Origin of the sequence: Pseudomonas triticicola (assembly GCF_019145375.1) — a bacterium.
Classification (GTDB): Bacteria; Pseudomonadota; Gammaproteobacteria; order Pseudomonadales; family Pseudomonadaceae; genus Aquipseudomonas; species Aquipseudomonas triticicola.
On record NZ_JAHSTX010000001.1, the window covers coordinates 2,522,496 to 2,544,865 of the forward strand.

Here is a 22,370-nt window from a genome sequence, read left to right on the forward strand (position 1 = left end):
GGGAATTCGGTGTATAGGGAGCAGACCTTGGTAGCGGTGGTGTGTTCGATGTTTCTTCAGTTGTGCCGAGGTGAGTTCATTCGCGAGCAGGCTCGCTCCCACAGGGGGATGCATTCCAAATGTGGGAGCGAGCCTGCTCGCGAAGGCGTCAGTCCAGCCGGCATATGTCCATCAGGCAGAAACAAAAATGCCAGGCACAATGCCTGGCATTTTGTGTAGCTCATCTGCCGCCCAAAGGCGAATCAGAATGGCAGTTTCATACCCGCTGGCAGGTTCATGCCGGCGGTCATGCTGCCCATTTTTTCCTGGCTGTTGGCTTCGATCTTGCGCACGGCGTCGTTGACGGCGGCAGCGACCACGGCTTCCAGCATCTCTTTGTCGTCTTCGCTCAGGCCTTCGACCAGGCTTGGGTCGATGCTCACGCTTTTGACGTCGTGACGACCGGTCATCACCACGGTGACCATGTCGCCGCCGGCCTTGCCGGTGACTTCGGCGTTGGCCAGTTCTTCCTGCATCTTGGCCATTTTTTCCTGCATCTGCTGCGCCTGCTTCATCAGGCCGGCCATGCCACCTTTCATCATGGGAATCACCTCAAACGTACTTGGATAAAACAGCGCCCGGCCATCTTGGCCGAGTACCTTCAGTTATTAGCCTTGGGTGACCAAGGCGTCGACAGGTTCAATAGTATCGCTTCGCACCACCGCGCCGAACTGCTGAACCATCTGCTGGATGAACGGATCACCGTGGATCGATTCCTCCGCCTCACGCTGGCGATTGGCGCGGCGGCGCGAGGCGGCCTGGGCCGGGGTTTCCTGCTCAGGCTTGATCAGCTCGATGGTCAGCGTCAGCGTGCGCCCGTGGAATTGGTTCAACGCGTCGTTGAGACGACGCTGTTGCGTGGCGTTGAACAGGGCGCTATGGGCCGGGTCAAGGTGCATCAGCCAGTGGTCGCCGTCGACCGCAATCAATGTGCAGTTGGCGGCGATGCTGCCGGTCATGCCGGAAATCGGCAGTTTCGGGAACAGCTCCAGCCATTGCAGGGCCAGGCCGGTGGCCGGCGCGGCGGCAGGTTCCGGCTCGGGTTCAGGCTCAGGATCGGCGGCGTGTTCGCTGGCCAGTTCGTCGAGGTAGCTGTAGGCCGAATCCATGTCCGGCTCGATGTAGTCTTCATCCAGCGGCGGTTCGTCGTCCAGGTCCATGCCCGGCGTAGCGGCATCGACGTCGGCGACGGACGGTTCGGGAATTGGCGCAGCGGCCCACTCCGGCGCATCCGGCACCACGCTGTCCGGGGTCGGCAGCGGCATCGGCGGCAGCTCGGGCTGCTCGCCAGCGGTTTCCAGCACTGGTTCGACAGCGGGTTGCTGAACGGGCGCCGGCTCGGGCTCGGCTTCCACCGGATCGTTCCACGGCAGATCGACCACGGCTTCGACGGCGACTGGCTCAGGCTCCGGTTGTGCTTCGACAACCGGCGCCACAGGTTCTGGCTCGGCAACCGGCGCCGCTACTGGTGCGGGCGCAGGTGTGGGCGCAACAGCCGCAGCGACCACCGGCGCAGGCTTCGGGGCGGCAGCCACTGAGTTTGCGGAATCAACTGTGGCCTGGCTGATCCCCACTGGCTTTAGCGGTTGCCTCGGCGCGTCCGCCGTATCCGCCGGGCGGAACGCGAGCATCCGCAGCAAGACCATTTCGAAACCGCCGCGCGGGTCCGGCGCCAGCGGCAAATCGCGGCGACCGATCAGGCCCATCTGGTAATAGAACTGCACATCTTCGGCCGGCAGTGCCTGGGCCAGGGCCAATACGCGATCACGGTCGCCGTGGCCATTGTCGACCCCTTCCGGCAGCGCCTGAGCGATGGCCACGCGGTGCAGCACGTTAAGAATTTCCGAGAGCACGCCGTTCCAGTCCGGGCCTTGCTCGGCCAGATGCCGCACGGCTTCGAGCAGCGCCTTGGCATCGCCCTCGATCAGCGCATGCAGCACGTCATAGACCTGACCGTGATCCAGCGTGCCGAGCATCGCGCGCACGTCGGTGGCGAGGACCTTGCCTTCACCGAACGCGATGGCCTGATCGGTCAGGCTCATGGCGTCGCGCATCGAACCGTCAGCAGCGCGGCCGAGCAGCCACAGTGCATCGTCTTCGAACGGTACGTTTTCCGCAGTCAAAACGTGGGTCAAATGCTCGACCACACGCTCCGGCGTCATGTTCTTCAGGGAGAACTGCAGGCAACGCGAAAGAATCGTTGCCGGAAGTTTCTGCGGATCGGTGGTCGCCAGGATGAACTTGACGTAGGGCGGCGGCTCTTCGAGGGTTTTCAGCAGCGCATTGAAGGAATGGCTGGAAAGCATGTGCACTTCGTCGATCAGGTAGACCTTGAAGCGCCCACGACTTGGCGCGTACTGCACGTTGTCGAGCAGTTCGCGGGTGTCTTCGACTTTGGTGCGGCTGGCGGCGTCGATCTCGATCAGGTCGACAAAACGCCCCTCATCGATCTCGCGGCACACCGAACACTCGCCGCAGGGACTGGAAGTGATCCCTGTCTCGCAGTTCAGGCACTTGGCAATGATCCGCGCGATGGTGGTCTTGCCGACCCCGCGCGTCCCGGTGAACAGGTAGGCGTGGTGCAGCCGTTGGCTGTCCAAGGCATTGATCAGAGCCTTGAGCACATGGGTCTGGCCGACCATTTCGCGGAACGAGCGTGGACGCCATTTACGTGCAAGAACCTGATAACTCATCGAAAACCGTCGCAGCGAAGGAAGCAGAAGCGGCTAATGCTAGCGGAGCAAGGGCAAAATTGCATCCGGTGTCCTCGTCTAAAATGGCTAAGCTGCATCAGCAGAGGCTTTTATCGGCTCGGGATGGGGAATTACCGGAGCGTCTATGCGGTGGGCCGTGGCGGCATTGCTGGGTATCAGCCTCAACGCGATGGCAGCGCAAGCGCCGTTGCGCTTCGCCGTGCCGGACAGTTGGGCGATGCCGATGGTGCAACTGCAAGGCGGCAGACCGACCCAGGGCATCCTGCACGACATCCTGCTCAGTCTGGCGACCCAGGTTGGCGCGCCGGCGCAATTCGTCGTCCTGCCGCGCGCGCGGGTACAGAGCGCCATGGAGCACGGCGACATCGACGTGCGCTGCTATGCCGCACAGTCGTGGCTGCCGAATCAGTCCGGCGATTACATCTGGAGCGTGCCGTTGTGGTTTCAGCGCGACCTGCTGATCAGCCGCAAGGAACAACCGGCGCAGATCAATCCCGCCCAGTTGCCGCGCCAGGCCATCGGCACCGTCCTCGGTTACAGCTACCCTACCCTGCAACCGCTGTTCGACGCCGACCAGTTGCAACGCGAAGACGCGCGCAATCAGGAACAGGTACTGGAAAAGCTACTAGCCGGGCGATATCGCTATGCGGTGAGCAATCAGTGGACGCTGGACTGGATCAATCAGCGCCTGTTGCCGGAGCAGCAGCTGCAAGGGGTCGCGGTGCTGCAGGAACAGAATATCGGCTGCTATGTGAGAAATGATCCGAACGTGCCGGTGCAGCGGATTTTGCGCACGTTGCTGCGGATGAAAATGTCCGGCGAGATCGACGACATTATCCGGTTGTACACCGGCGCCTCTTCAACCACACCCTAACCGCCTGTGGGAGCGAGCCTGCTCGCGAAAGCGGTATGTCAGGCGACACAGTTGTTGAACACGCCGACGCCTTCGCGAGCAGGCTCGCTCCCAAAGGGTTGGCCGGGTCAATAACCGTGCGATTCGCGGAATTTCGGCTCACGGCTGTGGTGATAATCGATCCACTCGACCACGTCGTAAGGCAGATAGAGCTGCTGCCGGGCACGAGACACGGCGATGTACACCGCGCAGATGCGCTGATCGAACTCGTAGGCATCCTTGAATTTCTCGTTACTGAGCAACGTCCGGGTCAACAGCACGCGCCTGAACTCCATGCCGCCCGCCCGCTCGGCCATCATCAACAGGCAGGCTTTACCCGGCTCGATGATCTTTTGGCTCAGTCGCGTCAGGTCGGCAATCATGAAGCCGTTTTGCAGTTGCGCTTCGATCCACAAAAACGCCTCGTCGAAACGGTTGGCCTCACGCACCTGCTGCCAATCAGCCAAGTCGCTGAAATACGGGTGCGGTCCTTTCTCGCTGGACCCGGCATTGTAGAAATCGCGCCGGAACAGCTCGATGGCGGTGGTCATGAAATGCTTGATGTCGTCCTGTGCTTCCCTGTCGGGGAAACTGAAGGCGCAACTGGAATCGTGCAAGTGGATAGCCCACATCATCGTGTCCCACGGTGACGCGGTCAGCACCACGCAACCTTCGGGCGGCACGAAGGCTTGCGGGTAGTACTCGATATCGACGTCGGCGTGACGAGCGCCTTCGAACGGCACTTTGCTCTTCTGCGTGTGGCGTGAGATCAGCGGGTTGACCAGGCGCTCGACATTGCGTCCCGAACGCACCGAATAGCAGATATCGCTCTGGCGAACTTCACGCTTGCGCTTGGGCGCCTCGCCCGTGGCCTGCTGATACTCATCGCCGAGGGTGATCAGCACCTGCTGCCCGCGCTCGATGATTTGCAGCAACGACGCCGGCACATCCTGGCTTTCGTCGATGATCACATGGGTGTAGCGCGGCGGGACGCGGCAACCGGCGAGACTGGCGCGTTTGATCATGAGCAACGTCGGAAAACCGCTCTGGCTGGCCCAGGCCGGATTGGCTTCCAGATACACCCACAGGCGACTGGAGTATTCCAGCAGCGCTTGCGAGTCGGCGCCGGTCAAGGGCTGCTGAAAATGCGGCAAATGCCTGGCGGACAGCGTGTGATCTCTTGAGGTGCAGTACAGCTTGAGCACGCGCAGACAAACCTCGAGGGTGCCCGGCCCGTCGTGGTGGCGAAAGCCGAAGATATTCAGCTCCTGCGCCAGCGCCTGCTTGCTCGGGAGACGCGCCGGCGCTCTGGCCATAGGCAACCGGGGACCGAGCAGCTGAGCCTGGGCGAAATCGAAAAAGGTCTGGCCAATATCCGTGTCGTGGACCTGCACGATGTGCTTGCGCAGCGTCGCCAGTTTCGCCGGGGTGCGCGCCAGTACCAGGGTGCGTTTCGAGCGCAGGCATTCGATCAGCGCGCTGAGCATGTAGCTCTTGCCGATGCCTGCATAACCTTGCACGTGCAGGTCTTCGTCGAGGTTGGCTCGAAAGGTTCGCAGCAGTTTGTCCTGCGCCGCGCTTAACCAGTGTTCACGCTCGCGTGGCGTGACCATTTGCTGGCGAAACGGATTGTTCTGTTGCTGATGGCGGATCTTGTAGTCCACATCCCATTGCCCGCCGGGCAACAGAAATGCCTGCGCGGCGACTTCATCGGCCATGAGAAAGCGCAGGTTCAGACCTTTGAGCGCATTGAGGCCGAAATACAATTTGCGCGAATCGAACAGACGCCGCGCCTCTGCAAGCAGTCCTGCCGATCCGGTGCGCCGGGAGGTGACAGACCAGTCAATGAGTCTGGCGAGAATCTTCTCCGCTGCTCTGGCGCTCAAATCCTGCTCCGTGGCCTGGGCGAGGTTCTGGATGACCAGCACTGCCGCCAGTTCCGGGTCGCTCAGGCTGGCCAGTGCCGCGTCACCCTCGGGCTGCAACAGCGCCGTACACGCATCATGGGTGATGGGCAGAAATACCGGGGTGGCCAAATCAAAATGTTCCGGGTGCATACAACCTCGCCGCCTGGGCTTTAATACAACACCAGATCAGTCCTGGCCATTCTCGTCGTGCATTTCATGGGACTGCGGCAAGTTTCCCTCACGGCTGGCCTCGGGGCTGATCCGCAGTTCGAAGGAGTAGCCGCCGAGCGTGCCGGACATGCCGCGTCGATCTGCTCCGCTACCCAGCGGGCCTGCATCGATTTGCGCCTGTACTTCGTAGAGGGCCATTTCCAGCAGTTTGCGCAGATGTTCAGGGTTTTGAGCGCTGGCGTGCAGTTGCAGGTCGTACTGGCCGGCCACCGATTCAGTGATGAGGGGCTGGTCCTGCACCGCGAGCGGCTGCGCAGTTTCTTCAGCCGCGTTGAACACGGTCGAAGCCGCCAGAATCGCGGCGTGCTCCTCATCCATCAGGTCGAGCACTCGCGACAGTTCCAGCGTGCGCTCGGGCTGATCCTGCATCTGCGCTTTGACATCCAGACGACGCAACTGCCATTCGCGCAGTTTTTCACGAGTCAGATCGTCGATTTCACCCACTTGCCTTACCTCTCAATGCCAGGCGAGGGAGTATGCCACTGTTCGCGGTCGACAGCCGCACGGGCACCGGGACGCTGCGCTGCTGATCCGGCCCAAATCGCAGGCATAAAAAAACCGCAGTGGGCGAAACCCATGCAGTTCTCTTTGAATTCTCGGTAGGTTCGTTAAGGTGGTGCCCCCACCAGCCACACCCCGGCACACAATGTTCCCGCTGTGGCTGCTTCCTTCCGGATCTGACCAGGTTCACGGGTAATCGTTGCGGGGGGACCGATGGGGTCACCATAACGACGCTTGCCTGTCGGCGAGCCGCGCCATTGTACCTGTCTGAGATGAACTTACAACCGTTGGTTGCAGATTAAAAATACCAACAGGTTCAAGGACATGCGCTGACGGCAAAAGATCGCAGCCTGCGGCAGCTCCTACAGGGCCAGGACTTCGTCTGCGCGCCCGCCGGCCTGCTGGATCACCAGATGAATGAAGTGCAACTTGGCGATCGCCGCCGCCGGCAGTACGAACGGGTAGAAATCCGGCTGGCCCATGCTGCGCGACAGTTCGTTGAGCATGCCGGCCAGTTCGATCCACGCATTGACGAACGACAGAAATGCCGTGCCGCCGGGGTGCTCCGGGTCGTACAAGGTGCTGGTGGGAAATGGCTGATAGTCGAAGTCCATTTCCCGTGCGCTCATGCCGAAGCCCAGCGCCGTGTCGACCGCATCCATCATGTGCAGGTAATGCGCCCAGGTTTCCGCCCAGTCTTCCCACGGGTGCATGGTCGCGTAGGCACTGACGTAATGCTGCGGCCAGTCCAGCGGTGCGCCTTGCTGGTAGTGCCGGTCCAGCGCCTCGGCGTAACTGGCGCGTTCGTCGCCGAACAGATTGCGGAACGCGTCCAGCCAAGGGCCGTTGGCGATGAGGCGATCCCAGTAGTAGTGGCCGACCTCATGGCGAAAATGCCCGAGCAGCGTGCGGTAAGGTTCGTGCATTGCCGCCCTGACCTGCTCACGATGCGCATCGTCGGCCTCTTTGATGTCGAGGGTGATCAGGCCATTGGCGTGGCCGGTCATCGGCGCGTTGCCTTCCAGGTCGACACCGATGAAGTCGAACGCCAGCCCGATTTCTTCATCCGTGGTTTTCGGGATGACCGGCAAGCCGAGGGTGATCAGTTGCGCGACCAGTCGACGCTTGGCGATTTCGACCTTGCGCCAGCGTTCGGGATTTTCCGCGACGGACAGGTCGGGAATGGTGCGGTTGAGGCTGCAAGCGATGCACAAGGTGTCGCGATCGTTGGCCGGCAGCAGCCAGTTGCACGCGGCGGGCATGTCGAGGTTGGCGCAGCGGCGGAACAGTCCGGCGTCGGGATCGGCGTCGAGCGTCCAGGTGCCCTCTTCCGGCCCCGGCTGCAGCGAGGTCAGGCGACTTTCTTCAGGGTGATAGCCGAGCAAGGCGTTACAGGCCAGGCACTGACTGTTGCGAAAGAACAGCGACTGGCCGCAACGGCACGGCCAGACTTTGCTGTTGCGCGAGGATCCGGCCACGAACGGCGCGATGATGCGGGAACTGAGCTGCTCGAAAAAGCGGTGCATGGCGATCTCTCCCTGGGACTGGCCAAGACTAGATCATCCTGAAGACAACATCGTTCCCACCCATAACCGCGCAGCCGAGTGATAGCACCATTGTGGTGAGGGGATTTATCCCCGCTGGGTTGCGAAGCGACCCCCAAAACCATACAACGCGGTTAATCAGGTATACCGAGTCGTATGGTTCTGCGACGACGATGTCGCCGAACGGGGATAAATCCCCTCGCCACGGGTGTCCATCCGGAGAGGGGTAAATCCCCTCACCACAGGGGTTCATCCGGTCAGACAGCGACGCCGTGGGTCTTGAGGAAGGCGATAAACGCTTCTTCGTCCATGACCTTCACGCCCAGTTCGTTGGCCTTGGTCAGTTTCGAGCCGGCACCCGGGCCTGCGACCACGCAATGGGTTTTCGCCGACACCGAACCGGCGACCTTGGCACCCAGGCTTTCCAGATGATCCTTGGCCACATCCCGGCTCATCAACTCGACCTTGCCGGTCAGCACCCAGGTTTCGCCGGACAGTGGCAGACCTTCGACGACTTTCTTCTCGCTCTGCCAATGCATGCCGAAATCGCGCAGCTGCTGCTCGGCGCGCTCGGCCAGTTGCCGATGCTCAGGCGAGGCGAAGAACTCGCGCACCGAGTTGGCCTGCTTCTCCGGCAATGCCTGGCGCATGTCCAGCCAGTCAGCGTTCATCACCGCTTCCAGCGAGCCAAAGCGATCGGCGAGTTTCTGCGCACCACCGGGGCCGACGAAAGGAATGTGCAGCTTGTCGAGCAAGCCGCCCAACGTGGTACTGGCGGCGAACTCCGCGCCCAGTTCGCCCTGATCCTGAATCTGCAACCCATGGCCGAGCAATTCGCTGATGACCTGCTGGTTGTGCGCATCCTCAAAGAAACTGTGGATCTCGTGCGCCACTTCCAGGCCGACCTCCGGCAGGTAGGTCAGCACATGCGGCAAGGCCTGTTGCACGCGCTCCAGCGAACCCAGCGAACGCGCCAGCACCTTCGCCGTCTCTTCGCCGACATCGGGAATGCCGAGGGCGTAGATGAAACGTGCCAGGCTCGGTTGCTTGCTGTCTTCAATGGCTTTGAGAAGCTTGTTGCTCGATACCTCGGCAAAGCCTTCCAGATCGACGATGTCGTCGAACTTCAGCGCATACAGATCGGCCGGCGAGCTGACCAGACCTTCGTCGACCAGTTGCTCGACGCTCTTGTCGCCCAAGCCTTCGATGTCCATGGCTCGACGCGAAACGAAGTGAATGATCGCCTGTTTCAGTTGCGCGCCGCAGGCCAGTCGGCCGACGCAGCGATACACGGCGCCTTCGCTGAAGGTTTCCTTGCCCTTGCTGCGCTTGACCAGTTGCGTGCGTTCAACGTGGGAGCCGCACACCGGGCAGCTTTCTGGAATGGCCACCGGGCGCGCGTCATCGGGGCGACGCTCGGTGACTACCTGCACCACTTGCGGAATCACATCACCGGCGCGGCGGATGATCACCGTGTCGCCGATCATCAGGCCCAGCCGCGCGACTTCGTCCATGTTGTGCAACGTGGCGTTGGCCACGGTGACGCCGGCGACTTTCACCGGTTTCAGACGCGCCACCGGAGTCACCGCACCGGTGCGGCCGACCTGGAATTCCACGTCGAGCAGCTCGGTGAGTTCTTCCATCGCCGGGAATTTGTGCGCGATCGCCCAGCGCGGCTCGCGCGCACGAAAGCCCAGTTCACGCTGGTCGGCAATGCTGTTGACCTTGAACACCACGCCATCGATTTCATAGGCCAGCGAGTTACGGCGCTCGCCGATGTCGCGGTAATACTCCAGGCACTCATCGATGCCCTTGGCCAGCTTCAGTTCGTGACTGATCGGCATGCCCCATTTCTGCAACTGCTTGAGGTTGCCGATGTGGGTGTCGGCAATATCGTGAGACACCTGACCGATGCCATAGCAGCAGAATTCCAGCGGACGATTGGCGGTGATCTTCGAATCGAGCTGGCGCAGGCTGCCTGCTGCCGCGTTGCGCGGGTTGGCGAAGGTCTTGCCGCCGATTTCCAGTTGCGAAGCATTGAGGCGCTCGAAACCGGCCTTGGACATGAATACTTCACCGCGCACTTCCAGCGTCGCCGGCCAGCCTTCGCCGTGCAGCTTCAGCGGAATATTGCGCACGGTGCGCACGTTGACGCTGATGTCCTCGCCGGTGGTGCCATCGCCCCGGGTGGCGCCGCGCACCAGCAGACCATCCTGATACAGCAGGCTGACCGCCAGGCCATCGAGCTTCGGCTCGCAGCTGTATTCCACCGCCGCGCCGCCACCAAACAGATCGCCGGCCGGCACGTCGAGGCCTTCGTTGACGCGGCGATCGAACTCGCGCATGTCGGATTCTTCGAAAGCGTTGCCGAGGCTGAGCATCGGGATTTCGTGACGCACCTGAGTGAACGCAGTCAACGCCATGCTACCGACGCGCTGGGTCGGCGAATCGCTGGTGATCAGTTCCGGGTTGGCCGCTTCCAGCGCCTTGAGCTCGTGGAACAAGCGATCGTACTCGGCATCGGGAATGCTCGGCTCGTCGAGAACGTGATAGCGATAGTTGTGCTGATCCAGCTCAGCGCGCAGCTCTAGAATGCGGGTTTTGGCGGCGGTCATGGGTGTTCTCTCATAAAGCAAAAGAGCAGCCGAGGCTGCTCCAGTTTTATTCCATTATCGGCGGCGTGGCCAAAAGATCGCAGCCTCGTTGCACTCGTCAGCTCCTACAGGCCGAAGGCTGCGATCTTTTGATCTGGCCTTAGCGCTTCTGGGTCAGGGCGCGGCGTTCGAATTCGACGATGCGCTGACGGTAGTGCTCAATCGTCTGCGCGGTCAGTACGCTGCGCTGATCGTCTTTCAGTTCGCCGTTCAGTTCCTGGGACAGCTTGCGGGCTGCCGCGACCATCACGTCGAAAGCCTGCTTCGGATGACGCGGGCCTGGCAGACCGAGGAAGAAGCTCACCGCCGGAGTGCTGAAGTGGTCGATGTCGTCCAGATCGAAGATGCCCGGCTTGACCGCATTGGCCATGGAAAACAGCACTTCGCCGTTGCCGGCCATGCTTTCGTGACGGTGGAAGATGTCCATCTCGCCGAAACGCAGGCCACTTTCGAGAATGTTCTGCAGCAGCGCAGGGCCTTTGAAGCCGGCCGGGTCGCGGCAGATCACGCTGATCACCAAAACTTCTTCGGCTTGCGGCTGATCTTTTTCCGCCACGGCCGGTGCAGGCTTGCTGTCTTCGGCGAAATCGTCATCGCGGCTGCTGAAGCTCGGGCCGCCGTCCAGATCAAGGTCGAGGTTCAAGTCGCCCTGCGCCGGGCCGTTGCTGCCGCGCTTGCCACGTTTCGAACCGGATTCACGCGGCTCGCGGGCTTCGCGGTTGGGCATGCTCACCGACGGCAGATCGTGCTCGTCCAATTGCGGCTCTTTGTGCGTGTCCAGGACGCGGGCCGGGCCCAACAGCTCGGCGCTGGTGTCCTCGTCCGGCAGATTGGACAGGCTCCGGTCGAGACGGAATTTCAGCTTTCCCTTGCCGCCGCGCATACGGCGCCAGCCATCGAAAAGAATACCGGCTATCACAATGATGCCGATGACGATCAGCCACTCGCGCAGACCGATTTCCATGTAATCCCGTGCCTCTATAAAAAATGCTGAAAAATAAGGGGTTTACACTGCGTAAACCGCTTTAAAACGTGGCGCCAACTCTATGTTCTGACAGGCGTTTTGCCCACGTATACGAAAAATTGACATTAAACTAGCACGATCAAAGGCTTCGCAGCTACAAGCTTTGAGCTCCAAGCCACAAGCCGTCCACTTGCAGCCTGGAGCTTGTAACCTGCAGCCGCGCCGCTAGGCGTCCACCATCGCCATCGCCTCCTCGACATCCACCGCCACCAGTCGCGAACAGCCCGGTTCATGCATCGTCACACCCATCAACTGCTCGGCCATTTCCATGGCGATCTTGTTGTGGGTGATGTAGATGAACTGCACGGTCTGCGACATCTCTTTGACCAGCCGTGCGTAGCGTCCAACGTTAGCGTCATCCAGTGGCGCGTCAACCTCATCGAGCATGCAGAACGGCGCCGGGTTCAACTTGAAGATGGCAAAAACCAGGGCCAGTGCAGTCAGGGCTTTTTCGCCGCCGGAAAGCAAATGGATGGTGCTGTTCTTCTTCCCGGGCGGCTGCGCCATGATCGTCACCCCTGTATCGAGTAGATCTTCGCCCGTCAGTTCCAAATACGCGCGCCCGCCACCGAAAACTTTCGGGAAAAGCGCCTGCAAACCGCCGTTGATCTGATCAAAGGTATCTTTGAAACGGTTGCGGGTTTCCTTATCGATTTTGCGGATGACGTTTTCCAGGGTCTCCAGCGCTTCGACCAGATCGGCGTCCTGCGCATCCAGATAACGTTTACGCTCCGATTGTTGCGTGTATTCATCGATGGCCGCGAGGTTGATCGCACCCAGGCGCTGAATCCGTGCGTTGATGCGTTCGAGTTCTTCTTCGGCTTCGCGTTCACTGGCTTGCGCCGTCAATGTCGCGAGCACGCCGTTGAGATCGTAGCCATCCTCAAGCAATTGGTCCTGCAAGGCCTTGCGCCGTACGGTCAGGGCTTGCCACTCCATGCGCTGCTGTTCGAGCTGGCCGCGAATCAACTGCGATTGCTGCTCGGCCTGGGTGCGGCGTTTTTCCGCGTCGCGCAATTCCCGATCGGCGTCTTCCAGGGCGATCTGCGCGGTCTTGAGCTCTTCATCGACGGTCATGCGCTTGTCGAGCAACTCTTCGAGTTTCAGACGCAGCTCTTCCAGCGGCGCCTCGCCCTCCTCCAGATTCAGACTCAACTGTTCGCGCTTTTCCGTCAGGCGTTCGGCCTGCATTTCCAGACGCTCCAGCGCCTGACGCGTGGAGTCATGCTGGGCGCGCAACGAGCCGAGGCGCACCGCCAGTTGATGGGCGTGGTCCTTGTGCTGCCGCGCTTCCTGACGCACGCGATCAAGGCGCTCGCGCAGGCTGTCGCGCTGGGCCAGCAGCAACTCGCGCTGCTCGGTGTCGAGCGCCATGGAATCCAACGCTTCCTGCAAATTCATGCGCGCTTCGCCGACCTGCTCGTGCTCAAGCTCGCGCTGTTCGGCGAGTTCGACCAGTTCTTCATCGAGACGGGTGCGGCGCAATGTCAGCTGTTCGGCTTTGGCCTTGCCGGCGGACAACTGCGCTTTCAGTTCGCCTTGCTGGCGCGCTTCTTCCTGCAGCAAGCGGCGCAGATGTTCGCGGCCGTTTTCCTGCTGGCGCTGTTGCGCGCGCAGGGTTTGCAGGCGGGTTTCCATGGCCTCGACCGTGGCTTCGCGCTCTTCACGCTCCAGTTGCAGGTCTTCGATTTCCTGGCCACGGGCGAGCATGCCGCTTTCCGCTTCGCTGGCGCGACGTACACGCAAGAAGTGCCGACCGACCCAATAGCCGTCTCGGCTTATCAGGCTTTGCCCGGCGCTCAACTGGCCGCGCAAAGCCAGCGCCTGTTCAAGGCTGTCGACCGGTTTGACCTGACCAAGCCACGGCGACAGATCGATCTGCGCCTCGACTTTGTCCAGCAGACTGCCGGCCACCCGCACGCCATCGCTGGCCGGGCTGAGCAGGCGCAAATCGCCTTGAGTGAAACCGGATAAATCAAAACCGCTGAAATCGTCGACCAGCACCGCTTGCAGATCGGCGCCGAGCACGGTTTCCACCGCCAGTTCCCAACCGGCCTCGACCTTAAGGCCTTCGGCCAGACGCGGACGCTCGGCGAGATTGTGTTCCTTCAACCATTCGGCGGTGCCGGTGCCCGGATCGAGCGCCGCTTGCTGCAAGGCTTCCAGCGACGCCAGACGACCATTGAGCCGCTGCAGATCGCCCTGGGCCTGCTGCTGCGCAGTCAACGCCTGCTGTAATTCCTGACGCAGTTGTTCAAGCTTTTCGACCTGCGCTTCTTCGCTGGTCTGTAAATCTTCGAGGGTCGCTTCGGACTCGGCGAGCTGCTCGTTGAGCGCCATGATCGCCGCGTCTTCCGGGTCGGCGGACAGCAACGCACGTTCTTCGGCGAGGCGTTTCTGCCGGTCGGCCAGACGCTCCATGCTGCTTTCCAGCTGCTGAATCCGCGATTGCTGGACTTCAGCCTGACGGCGCGGTTCGGCAGCGGTCAGGTTGAAAGCATCCCACTGCTCCTGCCAGCCGTGCATGGTGGTTTCGGCTTCTTCGAGGGCCGCAGCCGCTTCCTCGGCGGCGGCGCTGGTGACTTCCTGCTCGGGGGTGAGCATGTCCAGTTCTTCGCCGAGGGTCAGCAGCAACGTGCGGTCGTGGCCCAGGTGCGACTCGGTCTCCAGACGCGCGCGCTCGGCTTCTTTCAGATCGTCCTGCAACTGGCGTAACCGCTGCTGGCCATGCTGAATGCTCTGCTCGACCCGGGCGATGTCGCCGCCGACCGAATAGAAGCGCCCCTGCACCAGATTGAAGCGTTCGGACAGGTCGTGGTGACCGTCGCGCAGGCGCTCGATGGCCGCATCAGCGTTACGCTGTTCAGCGACCAGTGCTTCGAAGCTGACTTCCTGATTGCCGATGATCGACTCACGCTGGCCGACCTGCTCGTTGAGATCCTGCCAGCGCAGGGCCGACAGTTGCGCCTTGAGCTGACGCTCTTCGGCCTTGAGTTCCTGATACTTTTTCGCCGCCTCGGCCTGACGGTGCAGACGTTCGAGCTGGCGCTCCAGCTCTTCGCGCAGGTCGGTCAGGCGGGCGAGGTTTTCGTGGGTGCGGCGGATACGGTTTTCGGTCTCGCGGCGGCGCTCTTTATATTTCGAGATGCCGGCGGCTTCTTCGATGAAGTTACGCAGGTCTTCGGGCTTGGATTCGATCAGCTTGGAGATCATCCCCTGTTCGATGATCGAGTAGCTGCGCGGGCCGAGGCCGGTGCCGAGGAAAATGTCGGTGATGTCGCGTCGACGGCATTTGGTGCCGTTGAGGTAATACGTGGTCTGGCTGTCGCGGGTGACTTTGCGGCGGATGGAAATTTCCGCGTAGGCGGCGTATTCGCCGAGCAGCGTGCCGTCGGAGTTGTCGAAGACCAGTTCGATGCTCGCCTGGCTTACCGGTTTGCGGCTGGTCGAACCGTTGAAGATGACGTCGGTCATCGACTCGCCACGGAGGTTCTTTGCCGAACTTTCGCCCATCACCCAGCGCACGGCGTCGATGATGTTCGACTTGCCGCAACCGTTCGGCCCGACGACCGCCGCCATGTTACTGGGGAAGTTCACCGTGGTCGGGTCGACGAAGGATTTGAACCCCGCCAGTTTGATGCACTTCAGCCGCACGCTCAGGCAACCGTCAGCGCAGACACCACCAGATCGCAGCTGCGCTGGGCATACGCCGTGAGCACGATGCGGATCTGCGGCAAATCACGGGCGAGTACGGCGGCGAGCAAGCGTTCGAACAGTTCCAGGAATTCGCTCATTTCCGCCTTGCGCTGTTCGAGAGCAAGGAAATACGCGCGGCTCATCGCCGGCTGGAGGTTCTCGACGGTTTCTTGCAGGTACGGATTGTTGGCAAACGGATAGGCGGCGCGCATCACCGCGAAGCTGTCATCGACGAAGCTGCGGATATCGCCGCGTTCGTAATTGGCGGTCAGGCGCTGCTGGATCTGCACGAACGGCGCCATGTCCGACTGCACCTGCCAGCCATTGGCCACCGAATTGCCGAGCAGGATGTACAACTCGCTCATCAGCGTGCACAGGCTCTGCACCTTGTGCGGCGTCAGCTCGGTAACGTGGGCGCCACGACGCGGCAGGATCGCGATCAGGTGACGGCGCTCGAGGATCAGCAAGGCTTCGCGGACCGAACCGCGGCTGACGTTGAGCGCCAGCGTGACCTTCTGTTCCTGGATGCGCTCTCCCGGCTTCATTTCGCCACGAATGATGCGTTCGGCGAGGTGGTGAGCGATTTGCTCGGCGAGGCTGTCCGGCGCCTTGAACGTCATGGTTGTCCTTCAAACTCTATCGATCTGCACAAGCGGCGCAGTGTAGCGCAAATGCGCGGTCATGGCGGAGTGCCCACTCAGCGGTTTTTGGCACGAATCCCGCAAAAAAGCGCAGTGACCGATGAAGGTCAATACTGAATAGACACGCTGTTGATCGACGAATCGGATTTTCCTGACCTTTAAGTCAGAAAACCATTGACCGAAAAGTCAGACCTGCTAAATTCGGTTCACGTCGGTTAACAACAATAATGAGTCTGCGAGGCCTTCCGTGATCCAGTTTTTACTTAACCAGGAACTCCGTAGCGAGCACGCCCTGGACCCGAATCTGACTGTGCTCAATTACCTGCGTGAACATGTGGGCAAGCCCGGCACCAAAGAAGGTTGCGCCAGCGGTGACTGCGGCGCCTGCACCGTGGTGGTTGGCGAGTTGCAGACCGATGACACGGGGCGTGAACATATTCGCTATCGCAGCCTCAACTCGTGCCTGACTTTCGTCTCGTCCTTGCACGGCAAACAACTGATCAGCGTTGAAGACCTCAAGCACAAAGGCGAACTGCACAGCGTGCAGAAAGCCATGGTCGAGTGCCACGGTTCGCAGTGCGGCTTCTGCACCCCCGGTTTCGTCATGTCGTTGTTCGCCCTGCAAAAGAACAGCGATGCGCCGGATCAGGCCAAGGCTCACGAAGCGCTGGCTGGCAACCTCTGCCGCTGCACTGGCTACCGCCCTATTCTCGCCGCTGCCGAACAATCCTGCTGCGCCAAGCCTGCGGATCAGTTCGACGCCCGCGAAGCCGAGACCATTGCCCGCCTCAAGGCCATCGCGCCGACCGATATCGGCGAACTCAACAGCGGCGACAAGCGCTGCCTGGTGCCGCTGACCGTCGCTGACCTGGCCGATCTCTACGACGCTTATCCACAAGCGCGGCTGCTCGCCGGCGGCACCGATCTGGCGCTGGAAGTCACCCAGTTCCACCGCACCCTGCCGGTGATGATCTACGTCGGCAACGTCGCCGAAATGAAGTGCATCGAAACCTTCGATGACCGCATCGAAATCGGCGCCGCCACCGCCCTCTCCGACTGCTACGAGGCCTTGAATGCCGAGTACCCGGACTTCGGCGAACTGCTGCACCGCTTCGCCTCGTTGCAGATCCGCAATCAAGGCACCCTCGGCGGCAACATCGGCAACGCCTCGCCGATCGGTGACTCGCCACCGCTGCTGATCGCCCTCGGCGCGCAGATCGTGCTGTGCAAAGGCGAAACCCGCCGCACGCTGAACCTGGAAGATTACTTCATCGACTACCGCGTCACCGCGCGCCAGGAAAGCGAGTTCATCGAAAAAATCATCGTCCCGCGCGCCAGCGCCGAGCAGTTGTTCCGTGCCTATAAAGTGTCGAAGCGCCTGGATGATGACATCTCCGCCGTCTGCGCTGCCTTCAATCTGCGCGTGGAAAATGGCGTGATCGCCGACGCCCGGTTGGCCTTCGGCGGCATGGCGGCGATTCCGAAACGCGCTGCGCACTGCGAAGCCGTGCTGCAAGGCGCGCCGTTCAACAACGCCGTGATCGAGCGCGCCTGCGCCGCGCTGGCCGAAGACTTCACGCCGCTCTCGGACTTCCGCGCCAGCAAGGAATATCGCCTGCTCAGCGCGCAGAACCTGCTACGCAAATACTTCATCGAACTGCAAACACCGCACATCGAGACTCGGGTGACCGCTTATGTCTAATCATCACGCCGTAGAGAAGACCCAGGCTGAATTGGCCGAATTGTTCGCCAAGGATCTGACCACCGGTGTCGGTCGCAGCGTCAAGCACGACAGCGCCGCCAAGCATGTGTCCGGTGAAGCGCAGTACATCGATGATCGCCTGGAATTCCCCAACCAATTGCACCTGTATGCACGCCTGTCGGACCGCGCCCACGCGAAAATTCTCAGCATCGACACGTCGCCGTGCTACGCCTTCGAAGGCGTGCGCATCGTCATCACCCACGAAGACGTGCCGGGCCTGAAAGACATCGGCCCGCTGATGCCGGGCGATCCGCTGCTGGCCATCGATGATGTGCAGTTCGTCGGCCAACCGGTGCTGGCGGTAGCGGCGAAAGACCTGGAAACCGCGCGCAAGGCAGCAATGGCGGCGATCATCGAATACGAAGATCTGGAACCGGTGCTCGACGTCGTCGAAGCCCTGCGCAAGCGCCATTTCGTGCTCGACAGCCACACCCACCAGCGCGGCGACTCGGCCTCTGCACTGGCCACGGCTGAACACCGTATTCAGGGCACGCTGCACATCGGCGGCCAGGAGCACTTCTATCTGGAGACACAAATCTCCTCGGTGATGCCCACTGAAGACGGCGGCATGATCGTCTACTGCTCGACGCAGAACCCGACCGAAGTGCAGAAACTGGTCGCCGAAGTGCTCGACGTGTCGATGAACAAGATCGTTGTCGACATGCGCCGCATGGGTGGTGGTTTCGGTGGCAAGGAAACCCAGGCCGCGAGCCCGGCGTGCCTGTGCGCGGTGGTCGCGCACCTCACCGGCCAACCGACCAAGATGCGCCTGCCGCGCGTCGAAGACATGCTGATGACCGGCAAGCGCCACCCGTTCTACGTTGAGTACGACGTCGGTTTCGACAGCAGCGGCCGTCTGCACGGGATCAACATGGAGCTGGCCGGCAACTGCGGCTGCTCGCCGGACCTGTCCGCGTCGATCGTTGACCGGGCGATGTTCCACTCGGACAACTCCTACTACCTCGGCGATGCGACCATCAACGGTCACCGTTGCAAGACCAACACCGCCTCGAACACCGCTTATCGTGGTTTCGGTGGCCCGCAAGGCATGGTCGCCATCGAGGAAGTGATGGACGCGATTGCCCGGCACTTGAAGCTCGACCCGCTGGCGGTGCGCAAGGCCAACTACTACGGCAAGACCGAGCGCAACGTCACCCACTACTACCAGACCGTCGAGCACAACATGCTCGAAGAGATGACCGCCGAACTGGAAGAAAGCAGCCAGTACACCGAGCGCCGCGAAGCGATCCGTCGCTACAACGCCAACAGCCCGATCCTGAAAAAAGGCCTGGCGCTGACCCCGGTGAAATTCGGCATTTCCTTCACCGCCAGTTTCCTCAATCAGGCCGGTGCGCTGATCCACATCTACACCGACGGCAGCATCCACCTGAACCACGGCGGTACGGAAATGGGCCAGGGCCTGAATACCAAAGTCGCTCAGGTCGTGGCGGAAGTGTTCCAGGTCGAAATCGACCGTGTGCAGATCACCGCGACCAACACCGACAAAGTGCCGAACACCTCTCCGACCGCTGCCTCCAGCGGCGCCGACCTGAACGGCAAAGCCGCGCAGAACGCAGCACAGACCATCAAGCAACGCCTGGTCGAATTCGCCGCGCGGCACTACAAGGTCAGCGAAGAAGACGTCGAATTCCGCAACGGCCACGTGCGGGTGCGCGAGCAGATTCTGACCTTCGAAGCGCTGATCCAACAGGCGTATTTCAATCAGGTCTCGCTGTCGAGCACTGGCTTCTACAAGACCCCGAAAATCTATTACGACCGCAGTCAGGCCCGTGGGCGTCCGTTCTATTACTTCGCTTTCGGCGCAGCCTGCTGCGAAGTGATCGTCGACACCCTGACCGGCGAGTACAAGATGCTGCGCACCGACATCCTGCACGACGTCGGCGCCTCGCTGAACCCGTCGATCGACATCGGTCAGGTCGAGGGCGGTTTCGTCCAGGGCATGGGCTGGCTGACCATGGAAGAGCTGGTCTGGAACAACAAGGGCAAGCTGATGACCAACGGCCCGGCCAGCTACAAGATCCCGGCGGTGGCGGACATGCCGCTGGATCTGCGGGTGAAACTGGTGGAAAACCGCAAGAACCCGGAAGACACGGTGTTCCATTCCAAAGCCGTCGGTGAACCGCCGTTCATGCTCGGCATCGCCGCGTGGTGCGCGATCAAGGACGCGGTGGCGAGCCTCGGCGATTATCAGCATCAGCCGAAAATCGATGCGCCAGCCACGCCGGAGCGGGTGTTGTGGGGCTGCGAGCAGATGCGCCAGCTCAAAGCGGTGAAGGCTGTCGAAGCTGAAACCGAGCTGGCTCCGCTCTAGGACCGAGGCGCGGCCATTCGCGAGCAGGCTCGCTCCCACATTTGGAATGCATTGCCAATGTGGGAGCGAGCCTGCTCGCGAAGAGGCCGGCACAGACAACGAAGATGTCGAGGTGAACATGTACAACTGGATCGACGCCCTCGCCGACCTGCAGAATCAGGGCGAGCCCTGTGTGCTGGTGACGATCATCGAAGAACTTGGCTCGACGCCACGCAATGCCGGTTCGAAAATGGTCGTCAGTGCCGACCGCCTGTTCGACACCATCGGTGGCGGGCATCTGGAATTCAAAGCCATGCAGATCGCCCGCGAGATGCTCGCCAGCGGTAAGCAGGACACCCATCTGGAGCGCTTCAGCCTCGGTGCCAGCCTCGGCCAGTGTTGCGGCGGCGCCACGGTGTTGCTGTTCGAACCGATGGGCCGGGTGCAGGCACAGATTGCCGTGTTCGGTGCCGGCCATGTCGGTCGCGCCCTCGTGCCGCTGCTGGCCAGCCTGCCCTGCCGGGTGCGCTGGATCGATTCGCGCGAGGCCGAGTTCCCTGAACACGTCCCTAACGGCGTGCGTAAAATCGTCAGCGAAGAGCCGGTAGATGAAGTCGACGACCTGCCTGCCGGCAGCTACTGCATCGTCATGACCCACAACCATCAGCTCGATCTGGAACTGACCGCGGCGATTCTCAAGCGTAACGATTTCACTTGGTTCGGCCTGATCGGCTCGAAAACCAAACGCGCCAAATTCGAACACCGTCTGCGTGATCGTGGTTTCGACCCGAGCGTGGTGCAGCGCATGCGCTGCCCGATGGGCATCGGCGAAGTCAAAGGCAAACTGCCTGTGGAAATCGCCATCTCCATCGCCGGCGAAATCATCGCCACTTACAACGCCAATTTCGGCCAGCACAGCGCCCGCGCCGAACCGATTGCCCGATTGCTGCCCGCCTCGCGCCGCAGCCAGTCCGCCAAACTCAAAGCCTCAAACTGATTAGAGAACCCTCATGCCTCTGACTCGCAAAGCCTACCGCGCCGCCATTCTGCACAGCATTGCCGACCCTGCCGAAGTCGGCATCGAAGCCTCCTATGAATATTTCGAGGATGGCCTGCTGGTGATCGACGATGGCAAGATCAGCGCCCTCGGCCACGCCAGCGAACTGCTGCCGACCCTGCCGGCGGATATCGAGATCAACCATTATCAGGATGCGCTGATCACCCCGGGCTTCATCGACACGCACATTCACCTGCCGCAGACCGGCATGGTCGGCTCCTACGGCGAGCAACTGCTCGACTGGCTGAACACCTACACCTTTCCCTGCGAAAGCCAGTTTGGTGATAAGGCTCACGCCGACGAAGTGGCCGATATTTTCATCAAGGAACTGCTGCGCAACGGCACCACCACGGCGCTGGTGTTCGGCAGCGTGCATCCGCAGTCAGTCAATTCGTTTTTCGAAGCGGCGGAAAAGCTCGATCTGCGCATGATCGCCGGCAAGGTCATGATGGACCGCAATGCCCCGAACTATCTGGTCGATACCGCCGAATCCAGCTACGTCGACAGCAAGGCGCTGATCGAGCGCTGGCACGGCAAGGGCCGTTTGCACTATGCGGTGACGCCGCGCTTCGCCCCCACCAGCACCCCGGAACAACTGACCCTGGCCGGGCAATTGCTGACGGAATATCCGGATCTGTACATGCAGACCCACATCAGCGAGAACCTCAAGGAGATCGAGTGGGTCAAGGAGCTGTTCCCGGAGCGCAAGGGCTACCTCGACGTCTACGATCATTACCAATTGCTCGGCGAACGCTCGGTATTCGCCCACGGCGTGCACCTGTGTGACGAAGAATGCGCGCGACTGGCGGAAACCGGCTCGGCGATCTCGTTCTGCCCGACCTCGAACCTGTTCCTCGGCAGCGGCCTGTTCAACCTGCCGATGGCCGAGAAACACAAGCTCAATGTCGGCCTTGGCACCGACGTCGGCGGCGGTACCAGTTTCTCGCTGCTGCAGACGCTGAACGAAGCGTACAAGGTGATGCAACTGCAAGGCGCGCGCCTGAGTCCGTTCAAATCGTTGTATCTGGCGACCTTGGGTGGTGCGCGGGCGCTGCGCCTGGAAGACAGGATCGGTAACCTGCAACCGGGTTCCGATGCCGACTTCCTGGTACTGGATTACAACGCCACGCCGCTGCTGAGCTACCGCTTGAAACAGTCGAATAACATCGCCGAGACGTTGTTTGTGCTGATGACCCTGGGCGATGACCGCACCGTGGCGCAGACGTATGCAGCGGGGGCGCTGGTGCATCAGCGCTAGGTTTTCCTGCACTGATCGTTCCCACGCTCTGCGTGGGAATGCAGCCCGTGACGCTCCGCGTCACTGGACGCGGAGCGTCCCTAGAGGCATTCCCACGCGGAGCGTGGGAACGATCATCCCCGGTGGTGTTTACCCGTGG

The 22,370-nt window shown here is 61.3% G+C and carries 14 protein-coding genes and 1 other RNA gene; 5 read left to right on the top strand and 10 right to left on the bottom strand.

Going from position 1 to position 22,370, the window contains the following annotated elements:
* Window positions 1-242: 242 nt before the first annotated feature.
* Window positions 243-581, bottom strand: coding sequence for a YbaB/EbfC family nucleoid-associated protein (locus KVG85_RS11190; protein ID WP_003223337.1), 339 nt, complete (start codon window positions 579-581; stop codon window positions 243-245).
* A 66-nt stretch (window positions 582-647) separates the two neighbouring features.
* The gene (gene dnaX, locus KVG85_RS11195; protein WP_217863890.1) at window positions 648-2,732 is read right to left on the bottom strand and encodes a DNA polymerase III subunit gamma/tau; all 2,085 of its coding nucleotides are present in this window, start codon (window positions 2,730-2,732) and stop codon (window positions 648-650) included.
* Window positions 2,733-2,877: 145 nt separating this feature from the next.
* On the opposite strand from dnaX, the gene KVG85_RS11200 reads away from it, so the two are divergent.
* Complete coding sequence (locus KVG85_RS11200) at window positions 2,878-3,627, top strand: substrate-binding periplasmic protein (protein ID WP_217863891.1); 750 nt, start codon at window positions 2,878-2,880, stop codon at window positions 3,625-3,627.
* 107 nt (window positions 3,628-3,734) lie between these two features.
* On the opposite strand, the gene KVG85_RS11205 is transcribed toward KVG85_RS11200, so the two are convergent.
* The 8 genes from KVG85_RS11205 to KVG85_RS11240 form a co-directional block, all read right to left on the bottom strand.
* Complete coding sequence (locus KVG85_RS11205) at window positions 3,735-5,702, bottom strand: hypothetical protein (protein WP_217863892.1); 1,968 nt, start codon at window positions 5,700-5,702, stop codon at window positions 3,735-3,737.
* A gap of 36 nt (window positions 5,703-5,738) precedes the next feature.
* Window positions 5,739-6,227 (bottom strand): hypothetical protein, encoded by a 489-nt coding sequence (locus KVG85_RS11210; protein ID WP_217863893.1) that lies wholly within the window; start codon window positions 6,225-6,227, stop codon window positions 5,739-5,741.
* A 176-nt stretch (window positions 6,228-6,403) separates the two neighbouring features.
* Window positions 6,404-6,500: signal recognition particle sRNA small type (gene ffs, locus KVG85_RS11215), an RNA gene on the bottom strand.
* 146 nt (window positions 6,501-6,646) lie between these two features.
* A complete protein-coding gene (locus KVG85_RS11220; RefSeq protein ID WP_217863894.1) occupies window positions 6,647-7,810 on the bottom strand; it encodes a zinc-binding metallopeptidase family protein in 1,164 nt (387 codons plus the stop codon).
* Window positions 7,811-8,085: 275 nt separating this feature from the next.
* Entirely contained in the window at window positions 8,086-10,443 is a 2,358-nt protein-coding gene (gene ligA, locus KVG85_RS11225; protein WP_217863895.1) for an NAD-dependent DNA ligase LigA, read from the bottom strand.
* Window positions 10,444-10,582: 139 nt separating this feature from the next.
* Window positions 10,583-11,446, bottom strand: coding sequence for a cell division protein ZipA (gene zipA / locus KVG85_RS11230; RefSeq protein WP_041479106.1), 864 nt, complete (start codon window positions 11,444-11,446; stop codon window positions 10,583-10,585).
* Between the two features lie 225 nt (window positions 11,447-11,671).
* Entirely contained in the window at window positions 11,672-15,160 is a 3,489-nt protein-coding gene (gene smc / locus KVG85_RS11235) for a chromosome segregation protein SMC (RefSeq protein WP_217863896.1), read from the bottom strand.
* Between the two features lie 2 nt (window positions 15,161-15,162).
* A complete protein-coding gene (locus KVG85_RS11240; RefSeq protein ID WP_039763015.1) occupies window positions 15,163-15,822 on the bottom strand; it encodes a GntR family transcriptional regulator in 660 nt (219 codons plus the stop codon).
* Between the two features lie 268 nt (window positions 15,823-16,090).
* Between KVG85_RS11240 and xdhA the strand changes: the two genes are divergently transcribed.
* The 4 genes from xdhA to guaD all read left to right on the top strand — a co-directional run bounded on the left by xdhA (window position 16,091) and on the right by guaD (window position 22,231).
* Window positions 16,091-17,545: a xanthine dehydrogenase small subunit gene (gene xdhA / locus KVG85_RS11245; protein ID WP_217863897.1), complete on the top strand. Its 1,455-nt coding sequence runs from the start codon at window positions 16,091-16,093 to the stop codon at window positions 17,543-17,545.
* Window positions 17,538-19,937, top strand: a complete 2,400-nt coding sequence (xdhB, locus tag KVG85_RS11250; protein WP_217863898.1) for a xanthine dehydrogenase molybdopterin binding subunit — start codon at window positions 17,538-17,540, stop codon at window positions 19,935-19,937. Before xdhA ends, xdhB begins: the two co-directional genes overlap by 8 nt.
* A gap of 118 nt (window positions 19,938-20,055) precedes the next feature.
* Window positions 20,056-20,913, top strand: a complete 858-nt coding sequence (xdhC, locus tag KVG85_RS11255) for a xanthine dehydrogenase accessory protein XdhC (RefSeq protein WP_217863899.1) — start codon at window positions 20,056-20,058, stop codon at window positions 20,911-20,913.
* Between the two features lie 13 nt (window positions 20,914-20,926).
* Window positions 20,927-22,231 (top strand): guanine deaminase, encoded by a 1,305-nt coding sequence (gene guaD / locus KVG85_RS11260; protein WP_217863900.1) that lies wholly within the window; start codon window positions 20,927-20,929, stop codon window positions 22,229-22,231.
* Window positions 22,232-22,370: the final 139 nt, after the last annotated feature.

Coding starts and splice junctions, on each gene's coding strand:
- KVG85_RS11190 (WP_003223337.1), bottom strand. CDS start 581: ATGATGAAAGGTGGCATGGCCGGCCTGATGAAGCAGGCGCAGCAGATG.
- ligA (WP_217863895.1), bottom strand. CDS start 10,443: ATGACCGCCGCCAAAACCCGCATTCTAGAGCTGCGCGCTGAGCTGGAT.
- KVG85_RS11205 (WP_217863892.1), bottom strand. CDS start 5,702: ATGCACCCGGAACATTTTGATTTGGCCACCCCGGTATTTCTGCCCATC.
- xdhB (WP_217863898.1), top strand. CDS start 17,538: ATGTCTAATCATCACGCCGTAGAGAAGACCCAGGCTGAATTGGCCGAA.
- zipA (WP_041479106.1), bottom strand. CDS start 11,446: ATGGAAATCGGTCTGCGCGAGTGGCTGATCGTCATCGGCATCATTGTG.
- guaD (WP_217863900.1), top strand. CDS start 20,927: ATGCCTCTGACTCGCAAAGCCTACCGCGCCGCCATTCTGCACAGCATT.
- dnaX (WP_217863890.1), bottom strand. CDS start 2,732: ATGAGTTATCAGGTTCTTGCACGTAAATGGCGTCCACGCTCGTTCCGC.
- KVG85_RS11200 (WP_217863891.1), top strand. CDS start 2,878: ATGCGGTGGGCCGTGGCGGCATTGCTGGGTATCAGCCTCAACGCGATG.
- xdhC (WP_217863899.1), top strand. CDS start 20,056: ATGTACAACTGGATCGACGCCCTCGCCGACCTGCAGAATCAGGGCGAG.
- KVG85_RS11220 (WP_217863894.1), bottom strand. CDS start 7,810: ATGCACCGCTTTTTCGAGCAGCTCAGTTCCCGCATCATCGCGCCGTTC.
- KVG85_RS11240 (WP_039763015.1), bottom strand. CDS start 15,822: ATGACGTTCAAGGCGCCGGACAGCCTCGCCGAGCAAATCGCTCACCAC.